Here is a 24,298-nt window from a genome sequence, read left to right on the forward strand (position 1 = left end):
GTCTATCGATAAAAGTAATCGTTTTAAGCCGTTTTAGGAGCAGTGATTGCTTTTTTGATTAAATCAAACAAGAACACACCAATGAACAAACCACCTGCTGCAAATATCACATCACCAACAGTACGTAACCATACTAAGTTTTCAACAGCCGCGCTGTGAATAACTTCTGGTGAACGCGCAAACCAGTAACCATTTTCAATTACTGCGAAGAACTGGATCAGACCCATTGGTAGCAATGACATGAATACCATAGCCGCTAGACCAATGTTCAAACTCCAGAATGCTTTCTTCAGCAAACCGTCATTCCAAAGTAAATTACCTGTTAGGCCACGGATACAGAATAACATCAAGCCGATACCTAACATGCCATATACACCCATGAATGCTGCGTGACCATGAGTAGCCGTCAAGTTAAGACCTTGAACAAAATATAATGAGATTGGTGGATTAATAAGGAAACCTAACATACCGGCACCCACTAAGTTCCAGAACGCTGTTGCCACGAAGAACATAATCGCCCAGTGATAACGCTCCATCCACGGACTTGCTTTACGCATACGATATGTTTCAACCGCTTCGAAACCAATTAGAGCTAAAGGTACCACTTCAAGTGCTGAGAACATCGCGCCCCACGCAATCACTGATGTTGGTGCACCAGTAAAATAAAGGTGATGCAAAGTACCAATCAAACCGCCAGTTAAGAAAATGACCGTAGCGAATAACACGGCACTATTGGCACTACGTCCACGGATAAGACCAAGACGCACAAGCATTAAGGCAATTACCGAAGTAGCAAACGTTTCAAAGAAACCTTCTACCCATAAGTGAACCACCCACCAGCGCCAGTATTCAGCAATCGCTAAGTTGGTGTGCTTGCCCATGAACAGACCTGCACCATAGAACAGACCGATAGCCACACAAGAAGCGTATAGGATCCAGATAACAGGACGCATTTCGCCTTGCTCTTTTAATGCCGGACGAATCGATGCAGTAACTAATGCCAACCAAATTAACAGTCCACCTAGAAGCAATACCTGCCATACGCGACCTAAGTCTATGTATTCATAACCCTGATGACCAAATAGGAAGTTCATGTCTAGGTCAAAGTACTGTTGTACCCCTAACCATTCACCAGCCATAGATCCCAGTACTACAACAACCAATGCAACCCATAACACATTCACACCAATGCGTTGGAATTTCGGTTCATAACCAGACAAGGCCGGAGCAATGTAAAGACCTGTTCCTAACCACGCCGTTGCAATCCAGAATACCGCAAGCTGGGTATGCCAAGTACGAGTGACTGAATACGGTAGAATTTCTGCTAATGGGAAGCCATAAAAATCTTGTCCTTCGACAGCGTAGTGAGCGGTGATACTGCCCAAGAAAATCTGCAGTAAAAATAGGCCAATCGCAGTGACAAAATACTTATACACCGCTTTTTGTGATTTCGTTGGCTTATTTTTAAATAAAGGATCTTGTTTAGCAGGAGTTGGTAATTCGTCGTGCTTACAACTGGCGTGATGCCAAATTAATGCACCCACACCTGCAATTAAAAATACAATACTGAGCACTGACCATACGACGTTATCTGAAGTTGGTTTGTTACCTAACTGTGGATCAAACGGCCAGTTGTTGGTGAAAGTGTAATCTTCACCTTCGCGTTCAGTAATCGCCGCCCATGCACCCCAAAATAAGAATGCATTTAATTGTTCACGACGAGCAAGATCAGGCACAGTGCCTTCTTTCATTGCATATTGCTCACGTAAGCTCGAAAGTTTAGGGTCGCTACCAAACAATGACAAATAATGATCTGAAACCACTTTAATCGCGGCTACGCGAGTTTCCGAAAGTGCCACATGGATAGTGCCATCACTGTTTTCTGTGATGGTATTCTTACGAATATCTTCACGTAACAGTTGTTCTAAACCAGCTTGTTTTTCAGTGGTTATCTTTGCAAATTCAACGCCATATTGCTGCTGTGCAACAATGTCTAGCCAAGCTTGCGCTTCACGATGTAGCCAGTCAGCTGTCCAATCTGGTGCCACGTATGAACCGTGTCCCCACACTGAGCCTAATTGATGTCCACCCATTGAACGCCAAACAAGTTGACCTTGCTCAACGTCTTTACCGCTGAACACAACATCACCATTGGTGCTGGCGTATTGCGTCGCGATAGGCGGTTTAGTTTGATAAATCTCACTACCCAAACTGAGTAGTACCGTAAATGATGCCACTAACACCATAAGCAGTGCGATGGCGGTAATTTTCTGTTTGCTCATACAAGCCCCTTGCGTCACAGTTTCCCAAAAGCGATTACCGCCACTATTGCGGCTTTCGTGCCAACATTGTAACCAGCTGTTTTTCAATGTAATTGACATTGATCAAGTGAATACAATTGTCTGTATGACAATCACAATAAAAGTGTTAAAAACACAGCGTTGTTAATTGCACAATCATGGTTATTTTTTTGTATTTAAAATTGTTAACCTAAACTAAATAACATACGGTATATAAAATAGGCTTGACGTGGGATAAGAGGAAACATGAAAGTCTTTAAGTCGAAAATTGATGCTTGGCTACTCATCATTTTCTTATTGATAATGACAATAAGCCTAGTTGCGGCTGTAATGATGATTGTGGAAAAACCAATATCACAGACTTATTTACTCTCTGCATTGTCTGTCGTTATTGGTGTCTTTTTGCCATTGTGGTTACTGTGTGGAACACGTTATATTGTCGATGATCCCGCTCACACCCTCATGATTAAAAACGGCCCATTTAAGTGGAAAGTCGTGATTGATTCCATTACCTCGGTACCCATCAGAAAATTATGGTTTCACCTAAAGAAAAACATGAATTTTTAGTAGCGTTGGCTCGATAGTTGAGCCAGTTAGGAACTGTCCCAAAATAACTTCCCTGTTTTGCTGTCGTTTATTTTTGAGCTTATACAAGGCGAAGAAAGTGTGGTGTAGTTACTCTACATAAGCTTTCGACAACACAGTAGAAGCCAAAAATAAACACAGCCCAAAGGGTTACGCTTAAAATTGCCACTCTCTGCGTTACTCATCTTTCATTTAGAATAACTAAACTTCATTCTTCGCGCCTTGATACTGGCAATTTTAAGCAGTAACAAATCGGGAAGTTATTTAGGGACAGTTCCTTAAAAGTAGTTGGGTAACTTTCTAGAAACTCATTTTGGGACAAAAATGTGTTACTCAGGAGAGAAAAAACAGCACATTAAGTTGTTGTGTTTGCAATTATAAAGTACTCAGTATGATTCTTTACAAAGTGCTCAACCAAACAAAATTAAGAAATATTCATGTTTTTGAAAGCACTTACCAGAGTATATTGAGCTTATGTTTCATATGGCTCAAAGATTTCAAAAAATACTTTGAGCCACTTCTAGAAACTATGAAGGACAGTAACTCAACTACCCTTTAGTTACCACAACACAAGGGGAATATTATGAGCACCGTCCTTCAAGTAAAAGATAACGCAAAATTTGTTAATTTGTACATTGCTTTTGAACTTAGCAGTAAAACTTGGAAGCTTGGCTTTTCAAATGGTGAAAAAAAGAGAGTCAAAACGATTGATTCCCGAGACTGGAAAGCCCTACATCATGAAATAGCCTTAGCAAAAGAAAAGCTATTCTGCGTTGAAAACTGCAAAGTCATTAGCTGTTACGAAGCAGGTAGAGACGGATTCTGGATACACAGAGCGTTAATTAAAGACGGCATCGAAAATCATGTGATTGACTCAGCCAGTATTGAAGTCAGCCGAAAACAGAAGAAAGTCAAAACCGATAGAGTTGATGTGATTGCTTTGCTCCGCTTACTGATGCGTTATCACTCTGGAGAGCAAGAAGCTTTAAATATCATCAATGTTCCAAATGTAGAAGCTGAAGATAAGCGACGAATTAACCGAGAGCGAGAACGATTAGTAAAAGAGCGTGGCAGTCACAGCGCACGAATTAAGTCACTTCTGTGTTTGCATGGTATCAGCGTGGAAAATATCTCTAAACTAAAGGGGAAAGTTAATCAACTTAAGACGGCGGTTCTCAATAAGCCTTTACCGACAGATTTAGTGACGGAAATAGAGCGAGAACTTGATAGGCATGAAATTGTCGACAAGCAAATTAAAGCAATTGAGAAATTACAAAAACAACGTGTTCTTGATGACTGTGATGACGCATCGCAAAAAATTAATCAGCTCATGCAGCTTAAAGGCGTAGGCTGGCAATCGAGCTGGGTATTAGTAACAGAGTTTTTCCATTGGCGAGAATTTAAAAACGCTAAACAAGTGGGAGCTTGTGCAGGAATGACACCAACGCCTTACGATAGTGGTGACAGTCAAAGAGAGCAAGGCATTTGCAAGTCAGGTAATCGACGAATACGAAAGATTATGGTTGAACTCAGTTGGTTTTGGTTACGGTATCAACCCAAATCAGAATTGAGTTTATGGTTCGAACAGCGTTTCGCTCATGGCAGTAAACGAATGAGACGCATCGGCATTGTTGCTATGGCACGTAAACTTCTTATCAAACTGTGGAAGTATTTAGAGCATGGAGAAGTGCCATCAGGTGCAACGATGTCACTTTAATCAAAATAACCAAGTAAAGAGTAAAATGTAGTAAAGCGTTGTTCGATGCTAACTGTACAGCCCCTTGATAAGCAAGGCTAAATCGTTTTTCTAGAAGAGTTAGTATCATTATTCAGGTTAGGCGTGATAATGCGCATGCAATTTAAGGTGACTGACTAAAGTCAGAACGGATAGAAGGTGGTTAGCCATTAAGCTGACACAACAAAACCTGAGCAACACTTTTAACCAGAGAAACTGAATGAAATAAATTAAAAACTGAAGGGCTTGACAAAGATGTCCTCATAGAAGGGTCTGTTGATCTTTCGTGATTGTTTTTGCAGCGATAAATTGGTTATTTTATGCAAGGCTGAGTTTGTGAGGTTTGGTTATTATCGACATACAAAACTGTCGTTACTTCGTTTCCAAATAAGAAAACGATAACGCAGCACCTTTTATTTAGAAAGAGCGACCAATTTACGCTCTCTCTTTTTTCGATGCTTTTGAGCATTCACTGTTCTGTGTTGTGACCAGCTCACTTAGATGGCTAAGCATCACTGCTCACGCCTTGAACAGATAAATGCTCAAATAGCACAAAATTTAATCCTGAAAGATCAACAGACCCTAAGTATTTTTGTATTTTTAACAGCTAGAAAGCTATTTAAAGGAGGTAGTAATGACATTCATTTAAATTTTTATTGACTTTTTTGAGGTAATTACAATGAGAACTTTAGCTCTAACATTATTATTGCTTTCGGTAAACGTGCATGCTTCTCTACTTAATCAAGCTTTGCATGACAATCAATTTGATACGCCTGTTGGTGATTGGATGATAGGCCAAAATAATCAAGCTAAATACGGATATGCTCGTAGTGGAGAGTACATATTTCTGGTTACCTGTTTAAAAGGCCAATCAGAATGTGCAGCTTTATTTTCTCAACAGGGGGGATGTCTTGATGGAACCATAGCAAACTTTAATATTACAGATGGCAATGGACAACAATTATCAGCTTCGTCTCCTTGCATAGAAAATCAAGTATTTGGTTGGGACACTGGTTTGGGTAACGTAGATACAAAAAACGTAAATTTCCTTTTTAACTCGTTGGATCAAGTAGATTCTGAGAGTAAGAAATTTTTATCAGTTGTTGCTACAATCCCACCAAACGATTTGAAATACTCTGCCACATTTAGCTTGATAGGTGGTAAGCAGGTTATTCAGTTCGTTAAGTAAACCTCTTCAAGACTGAGTATTTGTGAGCCAAGGAAGGCTAAGATGATACGTTTTGGGGCAGAAAATTGCCAGCTTGGTGGCTGGCAAGAGTTTGGACAAAAGCTTGCCAGCAGCAGTTTCCTGAAGCCTTATGTTCAATTATAATATTTTCAGTATCTTACAGTTATTTTTTAGCAACAAAGTTTTCAACTATAGATTTATCTGAATACGTGGCGATAATAGGATAGTCAAACTCTTTTAATGTCATTGGACATTGCTTTATTCGCTCCAAAATAACTTTATTAGTATCTGTTTTCTGCCCACTAAAAAAATTAAGGAGAATTTCAATTAATCCCCATTGAGTATGCTCATCAACTTCAAAATGCCAGTGAGTTTCCAAAGCATGCCCATCAGGTATGAACTTGTGAATAGTTGGTTTATGTCTACTATCACAGCCATGATTAAAAATTTTGTTTCCAGCTATTGGAATACTACCTATATTGTCCTTATTAATACAACCAAAATCACTAACGTAAGCTGTAACAAAAGCTGATGTTACTGACTTTCTTTCAAAAGGAACTCCAGTAAGCCCTTGGTATTCTGATTCAGAAAATGTGAGAGCGTGTAATATACTATTTGAAGGAGAAAGATGGTAAGTGAAGCACTTTGATCTAATGGTTACTTTTTCTCTAGATACATCAGCTGGTTGTATAGAACAGGGAGCGATTGATCTTAAACCTGAATCTACAGTGCTATTTTTAAAGTTACATAACAAAGAGCAAGCCATACTTTTCCTACTTTTGTACTCTAAAATTCATCAATGAGGATGTAAGCCATTAATACTGTATTGCTTCATCACCGTATAAAAAATGAGATAAAATTGATTTAATTTAAATTTCCATTATTTTTTTATTCAAATCAACTTTATTGTGTTTTTATTCAGTTTGCATACAGCATACTATTTAAATTATTTCAAATGAAACTCTCCCAACTTACACCACTTAATTGAAGTTACTACGGAATTTAAAAGTCGCAAACGGCGCGCCAACTAACGCTAGTTTCGCTTAATCATCACCGACATTCTCGTTGGAAAATTCATAGTCTCTGGATACCTGCCTTCGCGAGTATGACAATAAAACTTCAATTTCGCGGGGTGGTAGAGAGAGAGCCAAGAGAGGGTTTGCTGTAGAGCTCTCTTTTGTTTTTTTGACGGAAAGCCCACGACGTTAATAAATTTCGAAGAAGATTAGTCTAACATCACAATGTGATCCGTTTTAGAATCAACAAAGCCAACAAGAGAGAGCCAAACGATGCCCACTCCTAAATTCACTATTTGTTGTTCGGTTAAAAATGGGCGACTTTGTTGATATCGTTTCAAGATATCTTGCTGCAAACTGCTCACATCATTAATCGTGGCTACGCAGTGGTTAAAATCTAATTCATCCATAGTGGCTAGCTCAGTAACTTGAGCATAACTGACGTTATTCATAACCTTAACGGCACGATAAATCATTGCATGTTCAGTAGACAATATTGGTGCTACATATGCTTGCTCGGGCAAATCGACCCCAGACTTGATGATTGGTAACACTAAGTAATGTTTGTTCATTTCAGCGGCTTTATTTTTTTCTAAGGTAAAGCGAATAAACATACGTGCTTTGGCAGAAAGCTGATGAGCAAGATGAGTTTTTACTGACAGCAATTGTGGAATGGTATCAAACTCATTTTTAGGGATGCGGTTGATCCCCGACACCTTAAAACGCTGCAAAAAATCAGATAAAGGCTCTCTTTTAATTACAGAGCCTTCTCTCACATCGATGTTATCTGCTGAGGCTGGTAATCGCGGCATACACATTAGTCTTGTTAAATAGGCATAAGATAACTTTAGTTGAACTCTTTATGAATTATACCAATTACAGTAATTAACTTCCCACTCAGTAAGAGCTAAAGGATTTCAGTACAAGGCGTAAGTTTGAAGTACTATATTCCCTACGGCCGCCATACAAAGCTAGCGTTCAACGCACTTCGTGCTTTTGTCGGGATAATTCAAAAACTTGTAACCTAGTAATGGAATCCTTTAGCCTTGCCCTTCGGGAGCTTGTATGTGTTCAAATTACTACACAAAATTGTCTCAACGTAGCAATGTAATAACGACAGTTTTGTATGTCGGTAATAACTATGTCTTCATCAATTTCACTTGTACTTTGAAAACATACATAGCTCTGAGCTGGGAATTTAATTACTGTAATTGATATTACCTGCCAACACACAAAATCACTTGTCCACATGAGACGAAAATAGCCGCTGTGACCATCTCGCTAAGCCAGCCGTGACTGAGCCAAAATGATCACCGACCACCACTTCAACATTTGGATAAACTTGGCTAATTTTTTCATAAATAGCGGGGCTACGCGCTGTGCCTCCAGTAACATAAATCACTTCAGGCAGAACGCCAGCTTGCTCAACCGCTTGCTGCATTAATGCTTCAACTCGGGCGATAGGAAATTCAATGGCTTGCTTAAAGTCCGTCTGGGTTAAATCGATAGCAAGTTGACCATCAACAAATGGCAACTTAACACTCAATTGTGCTTGATCTGATAAGGCAATTTTGGTGCTTTCAGCGGTTTTGACAACTTGGTAGCTCAGTTGTTGTTGCTGAACGGTTTGCAACCGAGACAACATCTCTGGAGCCACCGAATCTTGTTTTAGTTCAGTTAATAATGTCTTGGTCGCCAAGGATGCAAATTCTCGCTGGGCGTTGATGTCATTCACAGCAACGGCATTCCAAAATACCTGTTGCGGCATCGGCCGACCAGTAACCAAATTGCTGCCAAGTCCAAATTCTGGCATAAAGCCATTCATTGCTAGGGCGATGTCCAAATCGTTTCCACCTACACGCTGACCACTGTGACCTAAGCAATCAGCTTTACGATCCAGTTGCTCCATTCTTTCAGGGTTCATTCTTACCATCGAGCAGTCGGTGGTACCACCACCCACATCAACGACTAACACCATTTGCTCTTTATTTAAGGTCGCTTCGAAATCCATACCCGCCGCTAACGGCTCAAATAAAAAGGCTATATCGGCAAAACCAGCCCGTTTTGCGGCAATGCGTAAAATAGATTCCGCTTGCTTGTTGCTTTCTTCTCCGCCAATGGCTTGAAAGTTCACTGGCCGACCTATCACGGCATGAGTAATCTTCCTTCCCAACTGAGTTTGCGCTTTTTGCTTCACCTCTTGCATCATTAAAGTGACAATGTCTTCAAACAACGCCATTTGTGAGACTTGTAGTCCAGTCGCCCCTAAAAATGATTTCGGCGAGCGTACATAAAAGCCTTCTTCAGGCATTTCCATGTAAGCATCAAATGCCGCTTTGCCAATGAATACCGCTTGCTCGCTGGGGAGTAAGTCGAGCTCATAACGTGCTTGGCGAGCTTGGCTTAACTGTGCAGAGCGTTTTTTGGCATAATCATTTTTTTGTTCAACTGGTATATTTTGGTAAACGGCTTCAGCAATTAAGGCTTTGTCCATTGCATACAAAGTGGACATCATGTAGTGACTATTGTCCCCCAACGGCAACATCTCTACTTTATCTTCTGTCATTACTCCCACAGAACAATTCGCACTACCGTAATCAAAACCAATGAACATGACATTCCTCAATACACACACTTGTAATCGATAGAAATAGCCTATTTCAGCAATTTTCTAACCAGAGTACAAAGCTTAACCAATGAAAAGCCGCGTAGGATACACCAGATATTGTTCAGGGAATACTGTTGATTTGTTAGCGTTGAAACGCTGACAAGGTTTCAACTCATTTAACCTAAAAACATTAATTGAACGTTGAGTATACGAGTAACGGTTTGAGCAATACGATGATTTTATTATCATGGTTTTCACCCAATAAGTGAAGTGCTCTACGCTCACAAGCTTGCTAAAATGGCTGCTATCTGCGTTGTAACTTTTGCTAGTAGAGTAACTACTTGCTGCAAGCTACGCCTTACTATCAGCCATTTTTTCTACGCTTGAGAACGCAGTCAACTGATGTTTCTAGGTTTAAAGAAATCATCAAGAAACCAAGCTGGCTTTTATCTTATCCGCCACTCGAAATGCATTGGCATAAATGGTTAATGTCGGTGTCACGCTTCCACCATTAGGCATGAAACTGCCATCAGTGACATACACATTGTCGCAGTCATGTACTTGACAATTGGCATTCAATACTGAGGTTTTAGGATCATTCCCAAAGCGACATCCACCAGCCATTAAGTTTGACGTCGGCGATGTCCATACATTGCCATAAGCTTCATCGGCTCCCATAGCTTTCATCACCTCAACGCCTTTATCAACCAAGTATTGCGCTACTTTGACATCATGTGGATGAAAGCCAGCCGTCACTTTAGCAACTGGGATGCCCCACGCATCTTTTTCATCCATCGCTAAGCTGACGTAACATTCATCATGGGTGAGCCAGTCACAAAATACTTCGAATTTAAAATCTTTGCTTTGGGTAAAATGCGCTTTGATTTTTTGTTTCAAAGGACTGCCCCATAATAATTCGCCGTTGGACTGCCATTTTAAGCCACTAATATCAGAGGTCGGTGACGGTGGATCAAACACAAAATCAAGAGTACCGCCTTTAATGGGTTTGGCCGATACCGCTTTATCATCGATTTGATACCAGTCTTGTAAAAAACGATTGAAAAACGGGCCGCGTATTTTCATCGCCTTTGCGAATTTATCATCTCGCTCAGTCAAATTAAAAATGCCGTGCCCTGTACCGCCTGCACAACAATGCAGATTTTTACCAACCTGACTGTGATTATTCCCCAACCCTTTTGGGTGTTTCTCCCCCACACTGGTCAATAGCAATCGTGCACTTTCAATGGAATAACACGCCACTACAAACCGACTCGCGGTGATTGATTTGCTGCGACCTTTCGCATCAAAGTAATCTACAGAGGTCGCTTGACCTGTTTTATCCGAATTTAGCCGATAAGCCTTCGACTGCGTCAATAAGGTGAAGTTTGATTTGTCTTTAATACTGTCAAGCAAAGCGGCCCTTGAGCTGGCTTTAGCGCCTGAATGGCAGCCGTAACTGCCACAGTAACCCGAATATTCACAACTATTGCGCCCATTCATTGGCTTCGTCAAAATGCCTCGTGCCATGGGCAGCGGGGTAAACTTAAGTGTTTTGCAAGCGCGGTCAAACAACTTGACAATGGGATGCTCTGCAGTCGGCCGCATAGGGTAATTTTCGCTAGACCGAGGCTCTAAAAATTGATGCTTGAGCGCATTCCCTGACACACCAATGATCTTTTCAACTTTATCGTAATAAGGTTCAAGTTGTTGATAACTGATGGGCCAATCGGCAACTGTCGCACCTTCTATGGCTCCATAGGTAGATAATAAACGAAAATCAGTCGGCTTTAAGCGATGAAAATAAGCGCTCATGAAATTACTGGCACCGCCCACCACATTACCGCCCCAAAACTGCCCTGTGGTATCACGACTCCATCCACCATCACCGTCAGGCTCCTCAAGCACATGGCGCTCTTTATCAAATTGAGACTTAAAAATTCGATGACGAGCGAGTTGTTCATCTTTTTTAAAATGACGTTCGTCGTACCATTTGCCTTTTTCAAGCATAACCACATTAAAACCCGCGTTCACGAGTTCGAATGCCACAGGGCCAGCGCCTGCACCACTGCCAATAATGCACACATCGTAATCAGCTTTAACCGTACCTAATAACTTTTCTCTCACTGGCATTGGGTTCATTAACTATCTTCCTCAAAAACTTGATAGTGAGTTTGACGCGTTGGCTGCGGGAAACCCGGCTGATGCTCGATCCACTGCCAACCGACTCCATTGTGGTTTCCACCATATAAAGGATCGAGCGTCACGGACTCAAGCAGATAATAAAGCAAGAGTGATAACCAGTTTTCACCCGTTTGACTGCGATTTACACGCTCAAGTAATGCTTGCTGATCTTGTTCTGACAACTCAATAAATGCATTTTGGTAATGTTTATTGGCCGAATCTTCCAGCCAACCTAGCCCTTTTATAATAAAAGCTTTATCACCATCGTCTTGATTACTGGGTTCGGCCAGCGCCCACTCTAAGTAATTAAAAGCGTCTAAATCGGCGGCCGAAGGGCCATTGCCATCATCAGGAAATAACAGCAATTGCACTTGTTTAATCACGCGAGTTTGCTCTGCGCTAAACGATACTTTAGCTGCCTTAAAATTGTTCGCGAGGAGTTCAATCTCCGAACTACTTGAGACTTGCTCAGTAGCCAAAGAGGGCTTTGTTAGCCCAACACTGGCAAGCAATGTTAACGCAGAGGTGCTTTGCAAAAACTGACGGCGACTCAGTCCTTTTGCAAACATAGGCGTTGCAGGCTCAAGTGATGCTGATTTTACTTTAAAGTGAAATAAGCTCATTAGCACACCTCTTGCTGACATGATGTTTTTTGCCAGCGGGCAATGTGTGTATCAAACGCATCGGGAATATTATCTCGGTGCACAACAACGCCATTGATATCAATAATAAATTCAGTCGGTGCGCCCCAAACATGGTAGCTTTTAGTTATCACAGCCTCATCATCAAAGGCCATTGGGTAATCCGTTTGATGCTCGGTTTGAAATTCGCTGATGGCACCGAGATTATCACTCCATGATGTGTTAATGGCTAATATTTCAATATCTTGTCTATATTGCCTAGCGATGGCATTAATTTTAGGAATTTTCTTTATACAGTAGCCACACCAAGTATTCCAAAAAATTAAATACACCGGCTTTTTGCCTTTGTAGTCCGCTAATGAAAATTGGCTGCCATTAAGGCGTTGTATAACAAACTGAGGTGCAACGTCACCTACTGCCAAAAATTTTTTAGACTGAGACGAAATTTCTGTTGCTGCAACTTGCGTCGTCATCAAGCAGCCAAAAATAAATAGCCATTTTACTATCATGTTTCTCATCATCATCCTGTGATCGTTTGAGATAATCTTAGTAGTAGAGAAAGGTGAGTTGAAGGTTTTCATTCAAACTCTTTTTGTTAGCGACACAAATTATGATCTAAAACAAAAAAAGCCAGAGACTAGGCTCTGGCGAGAAGGTCTATCAGTGAACATTATTCTGTCGTGCTCGCAAGATCAAAACCTGCAAGCCCTAGGAAGTTGTATCTACCACGGTAATCTTCAGGTGTTTCATTTTCATTAGGTTTAGTTTCATCGAAAATATACTGGCTCTTGTATTCCAAGCCGCTTTCTGTGATCTCAAAAGTATTCATAGAGAATGATTCAAATGCACCAATGCTGTACAGATATTTATTATCCGGAGTAATGTACATGTCTTTGGTATCTCCTGCAGGCGCTGTATCCCTGCGGCGGGTGAAAGATATTAAATCATCAATGACATCATTGCTTTTTATTTTGTAAAAACTGATCACATTTGTACCAAAGCTGGATACGTACAAACGACTGCCGTCGGGACTTACTGCAGTCCAACATGCTTCATCGATATCATCATCTGGTGCTGTTGGAAAATGCCCTCCAAATTTAGGATTTTTCAATGAAATGCCATCACTATCATCAAATACGGTTAACCCCCAATCCTTTCTCAAATCTTTTGATAGATTGAAATTGCTTGCATAGATGATATCACTGCTTTCGTGCCCCCAACTGATGCCTATTGTGCCTGCGATACCTTCTATTCCCTTCTCCCTCCGATTGTTTAATATAGCACCGGTCATTGCATCAAAATCATAAACATAGATTTTGCTCTCTCTTTGCTCTCTTTCTCCTGTTACCGAATTCGTTCTAGCTCTTGGATTATTAGTATAAAAATGTGCAATTCCCCAAGTTGACACGGCTAGCTTTTTTCCATTTTCAGAAAATGTAACGGTAGTGGGACCACCGTACTTCCGATTATAAGTATCAAGAACTTTACCTCTAGGCAGTTCATCGTTTTCTTCGACTCCTGTTAGTTGTCCATTGCTGGTATCAAAACTAAAGAGTGTTATATTACGAAAATTATCTGAATTGTCTTCTTCTGACAAGTCCTTACGATTTCCAATTCCATCAAAAAAGAAATCGTTACTTGGGTAACGTTCGAGATCCCCCTCACTATTACCTTCTTTATCGATACCACCTTTTTGTACGTTCGGGTTCCCCCATTGGTTACCGACTACCACCCAATATTCATTGTCAATTATTTGTCCATCAGTGTGTTTTTTAGGTGTATAAGTAATACTTACTGGTCGAGTACCTCCTGAATTAACAGGCGTACCTATTAATGCCAAGTCACCATTCGTTTTATCTACTGAAAATACGCTAATGCTTCCATGACTATTATCGGCACTCATTGCACCAGCATTTACCACCAACATATAGCGATTTTCAGTACCATCAATGATTTGAATTGCACCTTGAGAATCAAAATCGCCACGAGCGTCACCACCAGCATGAATATCTCCCCTATTGTTATTCGCTCCACCCGTGCCGCCCGTTGGAAAACTTAATTCATTGGCTAAGCTACCATCGTCATAGCGTGTTAGCCTAAGTACGGCATTGGTTGCGCCTTCACTGGTTTGAGAATTTGTTGTGGTATAGATAAACCCTAATGCTTTTGCTGTTGGGTCTGTGGGGTTAGTTGTACTGCTTTTATTGCTAGAGCCACACGCACTTAACAACACGGTTAAGCAGCCAAAAAATAGAATCTTCCATCCATGAGAAAACAACTTATTACTTTGTGTCACTTTTTGCATAATAATTGTCTCACTTGTAAATAGTTACGAGCTTTAATGAGCATCAGATCGGGTTGAATAATTCAACCTAAAAACATCAGTTGAACGCTGAGTATACGAGTAACTGCTTGAGCAATAAGATGATTTTATCATCATGACTTTCATCCAATGAGTGAAGTGCTCTACGTTCACAAGCTTGCTAAAATGACTGTTATCTGCGTTGTAACTTTTGCAAGTAGAACAACTACTTGCTGCAAGTTACGCCTTGCTTTCAACCATTATTTCTACGCTTGAGAACGCAGTCAACTGAATGTTTCTAGGTTCAATGGAAACTGCACTAGGACGCCAGATGATTCCACTTTAGTAGAGTTAATGTTGTGATCTGCAGCACACAAAGCAGAACCGACAATGTGACATTAAACGAACAAAAGGTTTGAACCTAAATATATCAGTTGAACGCACAATTTAACTTTAATCTATTAAAGTTAAATACAAGATTAAACAACCCGAATTCACCCATCAGGTGAGTGCTTAACATTCATATACTTGCCAAAATCACCACTAGCTGCGTTATAAATTTTGCAAGTAGAAACGAAGTAACGACAGTCTTGTATGTCGGTAACCACTACTTGCTGCTATTCATGCCTTGCTATCAATAATTTTTTCTGCGTATATGAACGCTCCCAACCGATTTATTTAGGTTGAAGATAGTGACGCTGTGTGGGTATTCAAGGCATAAAAAAACCAGAGCAAGAAACTCTGGTTTTTTGTTATTTTGCCGCTAATTAGTTTGGTTTGACACTCATTGTCGATACCAAATCAGTTAGCAGACTGAACATCAAATCCAGCAAGACCAAGGAAGTTATATGCCCCTGCGTTACCTTGCTCGTCTTTTGTTTCATTAAATTGATATTGTGACTTGTACGTTAAACCAGTATCCGTGATTTCAAACGTGTTCATTGAGAAAGTGTTAAATGCACCTAGGTTATAGAGATACTTGTTATCAGAAGTAATGTACATGTCTTTAGAATCACCCGCTGGTACCGCATCTCCTCGTAATTCGACAGCCAGATTTTGTTTGACGCTACCGTCACTGTTTAAGCTAAATGCTGTTATCGAGTTAGAACCAAAGCTTGAAACGTACAAACGAGAGCCTTCTGGATTCAATACCGTCCAGCAAGCTTCATCAACCACATTTTCTGGTCCTGTTTTAAAGTTTTGTGCTTTATAAACCACATTACCCGCATCTTTTAATACAGTAAGGCCATTATTTTTCATATCATTAGTTAGATTGAAATTACTGGCGTATACAATTGAGTCATTACTGCGCGCCCAATTAATCCCAATCGTACCTGAAATACCAGACTGATCGAACTGGCGCCTATGTGCAGTTTTCCCCGTCGATTTATTAAAGTTATACACATAAACACGGCTACGGCGTTGATATTTCATATTGCCAGATTCATTCGTAAGCAAAGGTGTTGCAGTATGTAAATGTGCAATCCCCCACGTGGATACCGCAAGTTTGGTGCCGTCATCAGAAAAAGTGATCGACGCAGGGCCACCATGCTCCCGGCGGTATTTATCAAGTACACGCTCTTCGGTAAGTTTGCCTTCTGACGCATCGAAGCTAAATAATGTGATATTACGCTCTTCATCAGTAGAATGAATGGCAATTAAATTGTGTAGAGGAGAGAAAAATTCGGGACTTGGATAAAACTCAGCAGATGTTTCTCCATCGCCACCCTTTTGAACATTAGGGTTATCCCATTGGTTGGCAACAACCACCCAGTATTTATCCGCTTCTCCACTTTTCTTAACCGCAGCAATACTAACTGGACGTTGACCACCAGAAGATACGTTGTTGCCCATGATGGTCAAATCGCCGTTGCTTTTATCAATCGAAAAAACTGAAATAGAATCATCGCCAGCATTCACAGCCAGTAAATAATCACCCACAATTTGCACCGCACCTTGTGAGTCGAAATCACCATGAGCATCACCACCTGCACCACGGTTCGCGTCACCGATACCATTAGTTTCATATTTGGTTTCGTCTGTTAGGCTTCCATCTTCATGTCGAGTGAGTCGTAACACGAGATTATCCGCTTCACCATTTGTTGTGGTATATAAATAACCACTGATTGGAGAGCCATTGTTACCATTGTTACTATTTTCACTACCACCACCTGGCTTGGTTGGGTTTGTTGGGCTCACAGTATTTGAGTTACCAGATCCGCAAGCCGTAACAAGCAGGGCTAAACATCCTAAAATTAATACCTTCCATCCCTGAGAAACATGTTCAGTTCGATTCTTCATAATTCTCTCACTAGCGACGTTGATAGGTGCTTCTATGGTCACTGAGTGATCCACTTAGAAACAGTTAATGTGGGGCAGTGATTATTATGTTTCTCTCATCAGTTAAAACGTCCGTCCACTTCGTATATTTCATGAGGAACACGAACTTTTGATGTAAATCCTGCCTCCATAGTGTTGTTCTATAAGATGAAATCGAGCTAAGAACAGAGCACAACCGAAGGCGATACTCCCATCACGCTTTAGTTAATGTTGTGACACAGATCACACAAACATTGTGCGGTAAAAAATAGAAAGCAGCCATTAAGGCTGCATTCAGTCTTGGAAGGTAAGTTATGAATTTTTTAGTGATTTTTTAGCGGATAGCACCCGAAATGCAATCGTCACCATACTGAGGCAAACGACAATCATTGCGCCACTGGGTAAATCAAATGTCATTGACAATAACAACCCCAGTAAATAGCCCATCATACCAACCCCATAGGCCCACCATATAGCACTAAGATTCATCATTTTATTTACCGCCAGAGCAGGCAAAATTAAACTGCTAAACACTAAATACACGCCAACTAACTCGACAGATAAAGTAATAACCAATGCAAAGAGCAAATAAAAGCCTCTGCCATGCATCAAGGATGGACGCATTATCAAAGTCAGCAAAATTACGCCATACACAATGCTAGGCAGCAACAATTGCTCCCAACTTACCCATAAAATTTGCCCAGACATTAGTTGCTTGAGCAGCTCTGCACCATGTGCATCTTTGGCCAAAATCAGCATACCAAACACGGCGGCCAGTACATATAAGCTGCCGATCATGGCTTCAAGCTCGTCAGCAAAGTATTTAGCTAATTGAGCAATCAACAAGGCACCGACTACTGCGCATACCGCAGGCAACCAAACTTGAACAAACGGCAACATCGTTAAATCATGCTGTGTTCGTGCAAAAATAGCTCCCAAAGCCGCAATTTGCGCAATGGCTAAATCGATGAAAATAATGCCCCGCTTGAGCACTTGTCGTCCAAACAACACGTGAGTTGAAAGCACCAATATTCCGGTAATCAAAGCTGGAACTAAAAGCAGCAACATATCAAAATCCATCATTGCCCACTCTCTAGCAACAAATTAATCACGCTGTCATAGAGACTAAAAAGATCTTGACTGTCATCATTACCACCGATGGACATAGGCAATACAACCATTGGGATCTTTGCTCGCTTGGATAGCCACTCTCCGCCCCGAGTATCTTGATAAGAAGTCAATATCACTGCTGTCACACGCTGGTTGTTCGCTGATTTCAGCAATTGTGCCAAATGACTTGTGGTTGGAGCCAGCCCAGGCTTTGGCTCCAAATCATCCACCTGGTTGATTTGTAACCATTTAAACAAATAACGAAAACTGCTGTGGTAAGCAATAACATTTTTGCCTTGCAGAGCTATCGCTTTTTGTTGCCAACGTGTTATGGCTTGTTGCCATTTATGCTCAAACACCTCGTATTGTTGATGATAATGGACTGATTGACTTGGATCGACATGGCTCAGTCGTTTCATCAGTGCTTTCGCGATGAGCAATAACCGATTAGGATCGAAGTGTACGTGTGGATTTCCTTTTTCATGAACATCTCCCATACTCCGATCGACCTTGTCCAGTTTGTCTAAGGTCTCAACTTGCTCAGTAGCAAAAAACAAGCCTTTGCTTTTGTCACGAACTCTGGCGTTGGCCGCTTTCATTTGCAATACAGGTAACCAGCCAATTTCAAGATCCGCGCCCGCACAAACCACTAAATCAGCCCGTCTCATCTTGGCAATTAAACTAGGTCTAGCTTGAATATGATGCGGATCTTGCAACGCAGTCGTTGCCGAATATACCTTAGCATCCGGTGCAAGTTCTTTAACTAAAGCTGCATATTCTGGCTCACAAGCAAACACATTTAGGGCTGCATGGGTCATTTGACTCAGCCCAAGCAGGGCTGTTGCCAAGAGTAGTTTAGAATTGATGTGCACTGTGAGCTCCTAGTGTCATGATAAATTGCAAAGTAATGCTATTTTCATTCGTTGGTAAGAACATTTCAGTACCGTCTTGATGAGTGTATTGCAAACGGATCGTCGAAAAATGGCTATGATGATAGGAAAGTTGCAGCTCAGTCTCTTTCAAGCTGGCGCTTTCTAACACTTCTTCATGTAAATGATAAGTATCAATACGGCCATATCGTACACCTGTCGACCACTGAGGTGAAAATTGGTAAACACCACTGATATACCAAGCTTGATGATCTTTATCCAATTCCGATTGGTGCTCGATTTCTTCAGCAAGGAAAATGTCGGTCAAACGGAAATACTCACCACTTAATGTTAAGTGCTGATACTTATAATTACCCTGTGGCGCCCATTTATAAACAACGTCTGCACTAAATAAGTTTTTACCAGTAAAAGAGGCTCCATGGTTATGCCCTGCTTGCTCTTCGTGGTCATGTTCACCTTCATGCTCATCATTATGATGATCTTCGTGCTCGTCATGATCTGCTTCATCATCATGATGCTCAGCGGCGAATGCTTGGCCGTTTTCATTTCGTAAATAACTTAGCCCTAACTGCCACGAACTGCTATTACCTATATCACCACCAAATTTATTGTAAAAGGTATAAGCTCCTACTGATTTAGCCTCACCTTTTAGTTCTTCAGCTTGCAGTTTTTGACCTTTAAAGGCCTCAATCCCTATGGCCCAATAAATATCTGTTGGTGCGATGTAATCAATGCGAACACCGTCATCAAAATAATGACTGCCTAAGAAAGCTCGATAGGCAGCAGGTCTATCGACAAAAGCGTCTGTATGTAAATGCTGATTATTCAAATAACCGATGTCTGACATAAAACGGCCAGCACGCACCGAAAAACCATTTGGTAAAGCCTGAGTTTGGATAAAGGCTTCTTCTATTTCAAATTCGGTATCACCATCAGCCGATTCAATAACACTGGTCAGTTTGCCGTAAAAAGCATTATCAACCGCACCACTTAATGCCAATTCTGTCTCACCCAGTCCAAAACCCTCAGCCTTTTCTGAAAGCACTTTCTCAGAATTTTGGTAGTAACCATTGAGCACACCGCTAATATTCAAACCTGAATCTTGTGGATTTTTCGCTTGTACATTAGCCACAAAAGCAATAGGCAAAACAGTGAACAAACCTAATTTTGAAACGTTAATTTTAGCTGTCATAACTCTTCCTTATCGGCAGCGTAAAACCGCCACCGACGTATTGCTCTGCCAAAAATACAAGATTGAGTATTCTGAGTTCAAGACTCGCAAACCACACTATTCATACAAGTAACCGTGTGAAATAGTATTACGCTCAATGAACTATCTTTATGGCAGAAGCTTTAATCAATATTCATAAGCAACAACGCGCTTTCCAATAAATGGATTAAGCCCGCTATCGCAAGAAAACACTTTAATTTGTGAATAAAAACTAGAGCAGGAAACTTGGAGGAGCACGGCTGGAATAAGCCGTTGTGGTGAAAGAAAAATAAGGTTGTAACTCGAACTGCTGACGCTCATATCCTTGAGGAATAAAAGGTAAGGATAAGCTTGAACTTTTTACAGCATTACTGAGCTGATGCTGATGAAAACACAGCGTACAATGACCATTAATGCCATCATTAATGTGACTCACTGAGTGCGCTGAAGCCGCAAACGACAGCAGCATCAATATAGCACTTAGCCATATTGCCCACGTTCGTTGACTTCGAAGAGAAAATCGCACTAAACTATCCGCTAATCACAATAACATTCTCGTTAGTGTAAACGAAGCTGTAAATATCAATCAATAACTCTGCGCAGAAAAATCAAAGTTATGACTTTTAACCCACATTCCGCACCTTTTAAATCAAATAAAAACATTAAAATTTCAACAGGTTAATAACCAACTTCAAATATCAATAACTTACGATTTATTAAAATTCCTATTTATTTTCAAATAGTTGAAATTTGTATTTTATATAGAATGAAGTTCCATTTGCTTTATCCATTTAAATTTAATTATTTTTCAATCGAATACAGGTGCGGAACGTAGGTTTTAAGGAAGGTTGCGAAAGAAAGTATACCGATGAGTTCTCGTCACTCCAGCGCAGGCTGGCAACGAAGTAACGACAGTTTTGTATGTCGATAATAACCAAACCTCACAAACTCTGCCTTGCATAAAATAACCAATTTATCGCTGCAAAAATAATCACGAAAGATCAACAGACCCTAGTGCCTTTGCTTTTTTGTATACAAAGTCAATGTCGCTAGGCTCCTGCCTTCGCAGGAGCGACGATAATTGGCTCTAGATTTATCTTAACTAACCAGCATTACGCATTCACGGGCTTTTGCTTTACTTTGGTTACTACGACTACTCATGAACTTCTGACTTATGCTCTTGGGCTATATATGAGTAAATTACTGGCAATACAAACAAGGTAAAGAAAGTGCCTATCAGCATACCAGCCACCAAAATTAAACCAATACTGTTACGTGCTGCCGCACCTGCTCCGGTCACAAGTACCAGTGGGAAATGGCCCAATACCGTTGCCGCCGTAGTCATCAGTACTGGTCGTAAACGCGCCCCAGCCGCTTCAATCACAGCGTCCGAACGGCTTTTACCTTCCATTTGTAAGTGTCGTGCAAATTCAACAATCAAAATACCATTTTTCGCCACCAGCCCCACTAAAGTAATCAAACCAATCTGTGAGTATATGTTGATGGTAGTAAAGTTAGTGAATGACAGTAATAGTGCGCCAGACAAAGCCAGCGGCACTGACCCCAACAACACCACTAATGGATCTCTAAAGCTGTTGAACTGAATCGCCAACACAAAGAATACAAACACTAATGCTACACCTAACACGCCGACTAAAGTGTTACCTTCGCTGCGGATCTGACGAGATTCACCGACATAATCGATACTGTAACTTGCTGGTAAAATTTGGGCCGCAGCTTTTTCTAATGACGCTAATGCTTGCTCTTTGGTACTTCCGCCATTAATACCACCGTAAATCCTAAATGAATTACGTTGGCCAAACTTCGTCAGTTTACGTGGCGCCGCTTTCGAGCTTACCGTAGCAATACTCGATAAAGGTATTAAATCGCCACTTGGCGTGGTCAATTGCAGCTGTAAAATACCTTGTTGATCATTACGAAAACGCTCTTCAACCTGCGGGATAACTTTATATGCTTTACCGTCTAAGTTGAATCGATTGACGTAATTGTCTGACAACAAGAAAGACAGCTGTTCATTTACATCACTGATGGTCATGTCTAAGTCAGCAATTTTAGCTTTATCAAACTGAAAACCAATTTGCGGTAAATCTACTTTTAAATCCGTATCAGCAAACAAAAAATTACCACTTTGGAACGCTGCATAAACCAATTGTTGCGCATAGCCGGCCATTTCTGGTTGTGGTACCGACGAGGTCACAACCATCTCAACATCAAATTGCCCTGAAGTAGGCAATGCTGCCGGTAAAATTGGAAACGCGGTGACTTGTGGGAATTGGCTCAGTAAACCGAACAACTGCCCTTGTAATTGCTGAATGTTTTGTTGTCTTTCATCAACGGGCACAAAATTCAGCCCACCAAATCCTGATGTACCAAACACCAAATGCCACATGCCCACACTGTTTGGAGTTTGTATTGCAGAAGCCACAATGGTCTTCATTTGTTCACTGGTGTACTCCAAGGTCGACTCTGGTGGTGTCTCAATGAACATTTGTACGCTCGATTGATCTTCCACTGGCGCGAGCTCTGACTTGGAGAACAAATAAAACGGAATGATCAACGACGTAATAAAAATAGCCAGCACAATCACTTGAGGACGAGATTGGAATACTCGCTGCAGCAATGCACGGTAAGCGGTCTCTAAACGAGTGAATTGAGCATTAATTTTACGAGTGATTTTCCCTTCTTTTCCCCCTTCAGGAGACACTTTAGCACTCATAATTGGTGACAAGGTTAAAGCCACTAGACCTGACATCAATACCGCGGTAGCTAAAGTAAATACAAACTCTTTGAATAACACGCCCGTAAGGCCAGACAAGAAACCAATAGGCGCATAAACTGCCGCTAAGGTAATTGTCATACCGATAATCGGAGTAAACAGCTGACGTGAGCTAAGCAGTGCGGCTTTGGGCCCACTCATACCATTTCGCATGTGCCTGGCGACATTTTCCACCACCACAATCGCATCATCCACGACCAAACCAACTGATAATACAATCGCGAGTAAGGTCAACAGATTAAGCGAGAAGCCCATCATGGTCATTGCGGCAATTGCACCAAGGATTGAAATCGGAATCGTAATAAGTGGCACTAATGCCGTGCGGAAAGACCCCATCATCACCAAAATAACAATACCGACAAGTACAATCGTTTCAATCAAGGTCGTGAACACTTCTTTAATTGATTCGCGCATGTACTTGGTCGCGTCATAAGCGACTTTCAGCTTTAAATCTTTTGGCAATGCCTTGTTTATTGTCTCTAGACGTTCATACAATTTATCCCCAATGGCGATTTCATTGGCACCGGGCTGAGTGAAAATAGATACATAAACCGAATTTGTTAAGTTATACCCTGCTTCAGCGGCGGCTTGTTCAGATCCTAATTCTACTCGCGATATATCCGATAACTTGATGCTTCGATCGCCTACTTCTTTAATGGTGATTTGTTCAAAACTGGCTTTATCTTTTAATAACGTATTCGCCACTAAGTCAATACGCTGAGCAGGGTTTCTTGTACGTCCAATGGTCGCTGCTACGTTGTTTCGGGCTAAGGCTTGCTGAATATCATTACTGCTGACATTAAGCTCCGCCATTTTAGTGGGGTTGAGCCAAATGCGCATAGCGGGCGAGCGACCACCTTCTAGTCCAACCCTTTGCACGTCGGGAAGCGCATTCAGCAATGGGTTCACTTGACGTACAAGGTAGTCACTCAATTCAGCACGGCTGAATTCTTTGGTATCGGCGTATAAATAAAAGGAAGCAAATGGACGGTCAGCACGAGTCACTGTCACACTGGGATCTTGCGATTGTGATGGCAACTCAAACCGAATTTGGCTTAACCGAGTATTAATTTCGGCCAGCGCCTTTGTACTGTCAGCATTTAATTCGAGCTGAACAGTAACTTTGCTTGCGCCAGATGTGGATTCTGAGCTGATATAATCCACACCAGAAATGGTCGCGGCGGCTTTTTCAATTGGATCTGTGACAAACCCTTGGATTTCTTCCGCTGAAGCACCAACATATACCGTATCAATGATTAACGAAGAACTTTCAATTTGCGGGTATTGCAGCACCGGTAATTTCATGGCCGAAATGCTGCCAATAATCACTAAAGTCAATGATAAAATAACCGCTAAAATAGGCCGATTCACGAAAATATCAGTGATCCGTGAGGTAAACTTAGAATCTGACATGC

General features: G+C 41.1%; 17 protein-coding genes. 3 read left to right on the forward strand and 14 right to left on the reverse strand.

Translation table 11 applies throughout. The annotated features are described in order from the left end of the window. Window positions 1–23 precede the first annotated feature (23 nt). Window positions 24–2,282 (reverse strand): nitric-oxide reductase large subunit, encoded by a 2,259-nt coding sequence (locus tag E2I05_RS20695; protein WP_121853508.1) that lies wholly within the window; start codon window positions 2,280–2,282, stop codon window positions 24–26. Window positions 2,283–2,546: 264 nt separating this feature from the next. Here E2I05_RS20695 and E2I05_RS20700 point away from each other — a divergent pair, with 264 nt between their 5' ends. From E2I05_RS20700 to E2I05_RS20710, 3 genes are all read left to right on the forward strand, one after another. After that, window positions 2,547–2,867 (forward strand): PH domain-containing protein, encoded by a 321-nt coding sequence (locus tag E2I05_RS20700; RefSeq protein ID WP_121853506.1) that lies wholly within the window; start codon window positions 2,547–2,549, stop codon window positions 2,865–2,867. A gap of 601 nt (window positions 2,868–3,468) precedes the next feature. Next, complete coding sequence (locus E2I05_RS20705; RefSeq protein WP_133309449.1) at window positions 3,469–4,602, forward strand: IS110 family RNA-guided transposase; 1,134 nt, start codon at window positions 3,469–3,471, stop codon at window positions 4,600–4,602. Between the two features lie 697 nt (window positions 4,603–5,299). Next, window positions 5,300–5,809: a hypothetical protein gene (locus E2I05_RS20710; RefSeq protein WP_121853781.1), complete on the forward strand. Its 510-nt coding sequence runs from the start codon at window positions 5,300–5,302 to the stop codon at window positions 5,807–5,809. 163 nt (window positions 5,810–5,972) lie between these two features. Here E2I05_RS20710 and E2I05_RS20715 read toward each other — a convergent pair whose 3' ends face one another. The 13 genes from E2I05_RS20715 to E2I05_RS20775 form a co-directional block, all read right to left on the reverse strand. Next, a complete protein-coding gene (locus tag E2I05_RS20715) occupies window positions 5,973–6,575 on the reverse strand; it encodes a hypothetical protein (RefSeq protein ID WP_121853782.1) in 603 nt (200 codons plus the stop codon). A gap of 459 nt (window positions 6,576–7,034) precedes the next feature. Next, window positions 7,035–7,637 carry a hypothetical protein gene (locus E2I05_RS20720; protein ID WP_121853783.1) on the reverse strand — a complete coding sequence of 201 codons (603 nt, stop codon included), beginning with the start codon at window positions 7,635–7,637 and terminating at the stop codon, window positions 7,035–7,037. Between the two features lie 425 nt (window positions 7,638–8,062). Next, window positions 8,063–9,439, reverse strand: coding sequence for a molecular chaperone (yegD, locus tag E2I05_RS20725; RefSeq protein ID WP_121853784.1), 1,377 nt, complete (start codon window positions 9,437–9,439; stop codon window positions 8,063–8,065). A gap of 420 nt (window positions 9,440–9,859) precedes the next feature. Further along, on the reverse strand, window positions 9,860–11,572 hold the full coding sequence (locus E2I05_RS20730) for a GMC family oxidoreductase (RefSeq protein ID WP_243641084.1): 1,713 nt from the start codon (window positions 11,570–11,572) through the stop codon (window positions 9,860–9,862). Beyond that, the gene (locus tag E2I05_RS20735; protein WP_165905496.1) at window positions 11,572–12,237 is read right to left on the reverse strand and encodes a gluconate 2-dehydrogenase subunit 3 family protein; all 666 of its coding nucleotides are present in this window, start codon (window positions 12,235–12,237) and stop codon (window positions 11,572–11,574) included. Before E2I05_RS20735 ends, E2I05_RS20730 begins: the two co-directional genes overlap by 1 nt. Beyond that, window positions 12,237–12,728: a TlpA family protein disulfide reductase gene (locus E2I05_RS20740; RefSeq protein WP_165905497.1), complete on the reverse strand. Its 492-nt coding sequence runs from the start codon at window positions 12,726–12,728 to the stop codon at window positions 12,237–12,239. The genes E2I05_RS20735 and E2I05_RS20740 overlap by 1 nt, the downstream gene beginning before the upstream one ends. Window positions 12,729–12,925: 197 nt before the next feature. After that, a complete protein-coding gene (locus E2I05_RS20745) occupies window positions 12,926–14,560 on the reverse strand; it encodes a lactonase family protein (RefSeq protein WP_121853787.1) in 1,635 nt (544 codons plus the stop codon). A gap of 798 nt (window positions 14,561–15,358) precedes the next feature. Next, complete coding sequence (locus E2I05_RS20750; RefSeq protein ID WP_133309828.1) at window positions 15,359–16,858, reverse strand: beta-propeller fold lactonase family protein; 1,500 nt, start codon at window positions 16,856–16,858, stop codon at window positions 15,359–15,361. 330 nt (window positions 16,859–17,188) lie between these two features. Beyond that, entirely contained in the window at window positions 17,189–17,959 is a 771-nt protein-coding gene (locus tag E2I05_RS20755) for a metal ABC transporter permease (protein ID WP_121853789.1), read from the reverse strand. Next, on the reverse strand, window positions 17,956–18,858 hold the full coding sequence (locus tag E2I05_RS20760) for a metal ABC transporter solute-binding protein, Zn/Mn family (protein WP_165905498.1): 903 nt from the start codon (window positions 18,856–18,858) through the stop codon (window positions 17,956–17,958). The genes E2I05_RS20755 and E2I05_RS20760 overlap by 4 nt, the downstream gene beginning before the upstream one ends. Further along, window positions 18,842–20,068 (reverse strand): hypothetical protein, encoded by a 1,227-nt coding sequence (locus E2I05_RS20765; RefSeq protein ID WP_121853790.1) that lies wholly within the window; start codon window positions 20,066–20,068, stop codon window positions 18,842–18,844. The genes E2I05_RS20760 and E2I05_RS20765 overlap by 17 nt, the downstream gene beginning before the upstream one ends. A 250-nt stretch (window positions 20,069–20,318) precedes the next feature. Next, window positions 20,319–20,555 (reverse strand): ABC-type zinc uptake system zinc chaperone, encoded by a 237-nt coding sequence (locus tag E2I05_RS22870; RefSeq protein ID WP_243641085.1) that lies wholly within the window; start codon window positions 20,553–20,555, stop codon window positions 20,319–20,321. A gap of 684 nt (window positions 20,556–21,239) precedes the next feature. Further along, window positions 21,240–24,296 (reverse strand): efflux RND transporter permease subunit, encoded by a 3,057-nt coding sequence (locus E2I05_RS20775; RefSeq protein ID WP_121853792.1) that lies wholly within the window; start codon window positions 24,294–24,296, stop codon window positions 21,240–21,242. Window positions 24,297–24,298: the final 2 nt, after the last annotated feature.

The sequence above is a fragment of the Parashewanella spongiae genome (genome assembly GCF_004358345.1).
Classification (GTDB): domain Bacteria; phylum Pseudomonadota; class Gammaproteobacteria; order Enterobacterales; family Shewanellaceae; genus Parashewanella; species Parashewanella spongiae.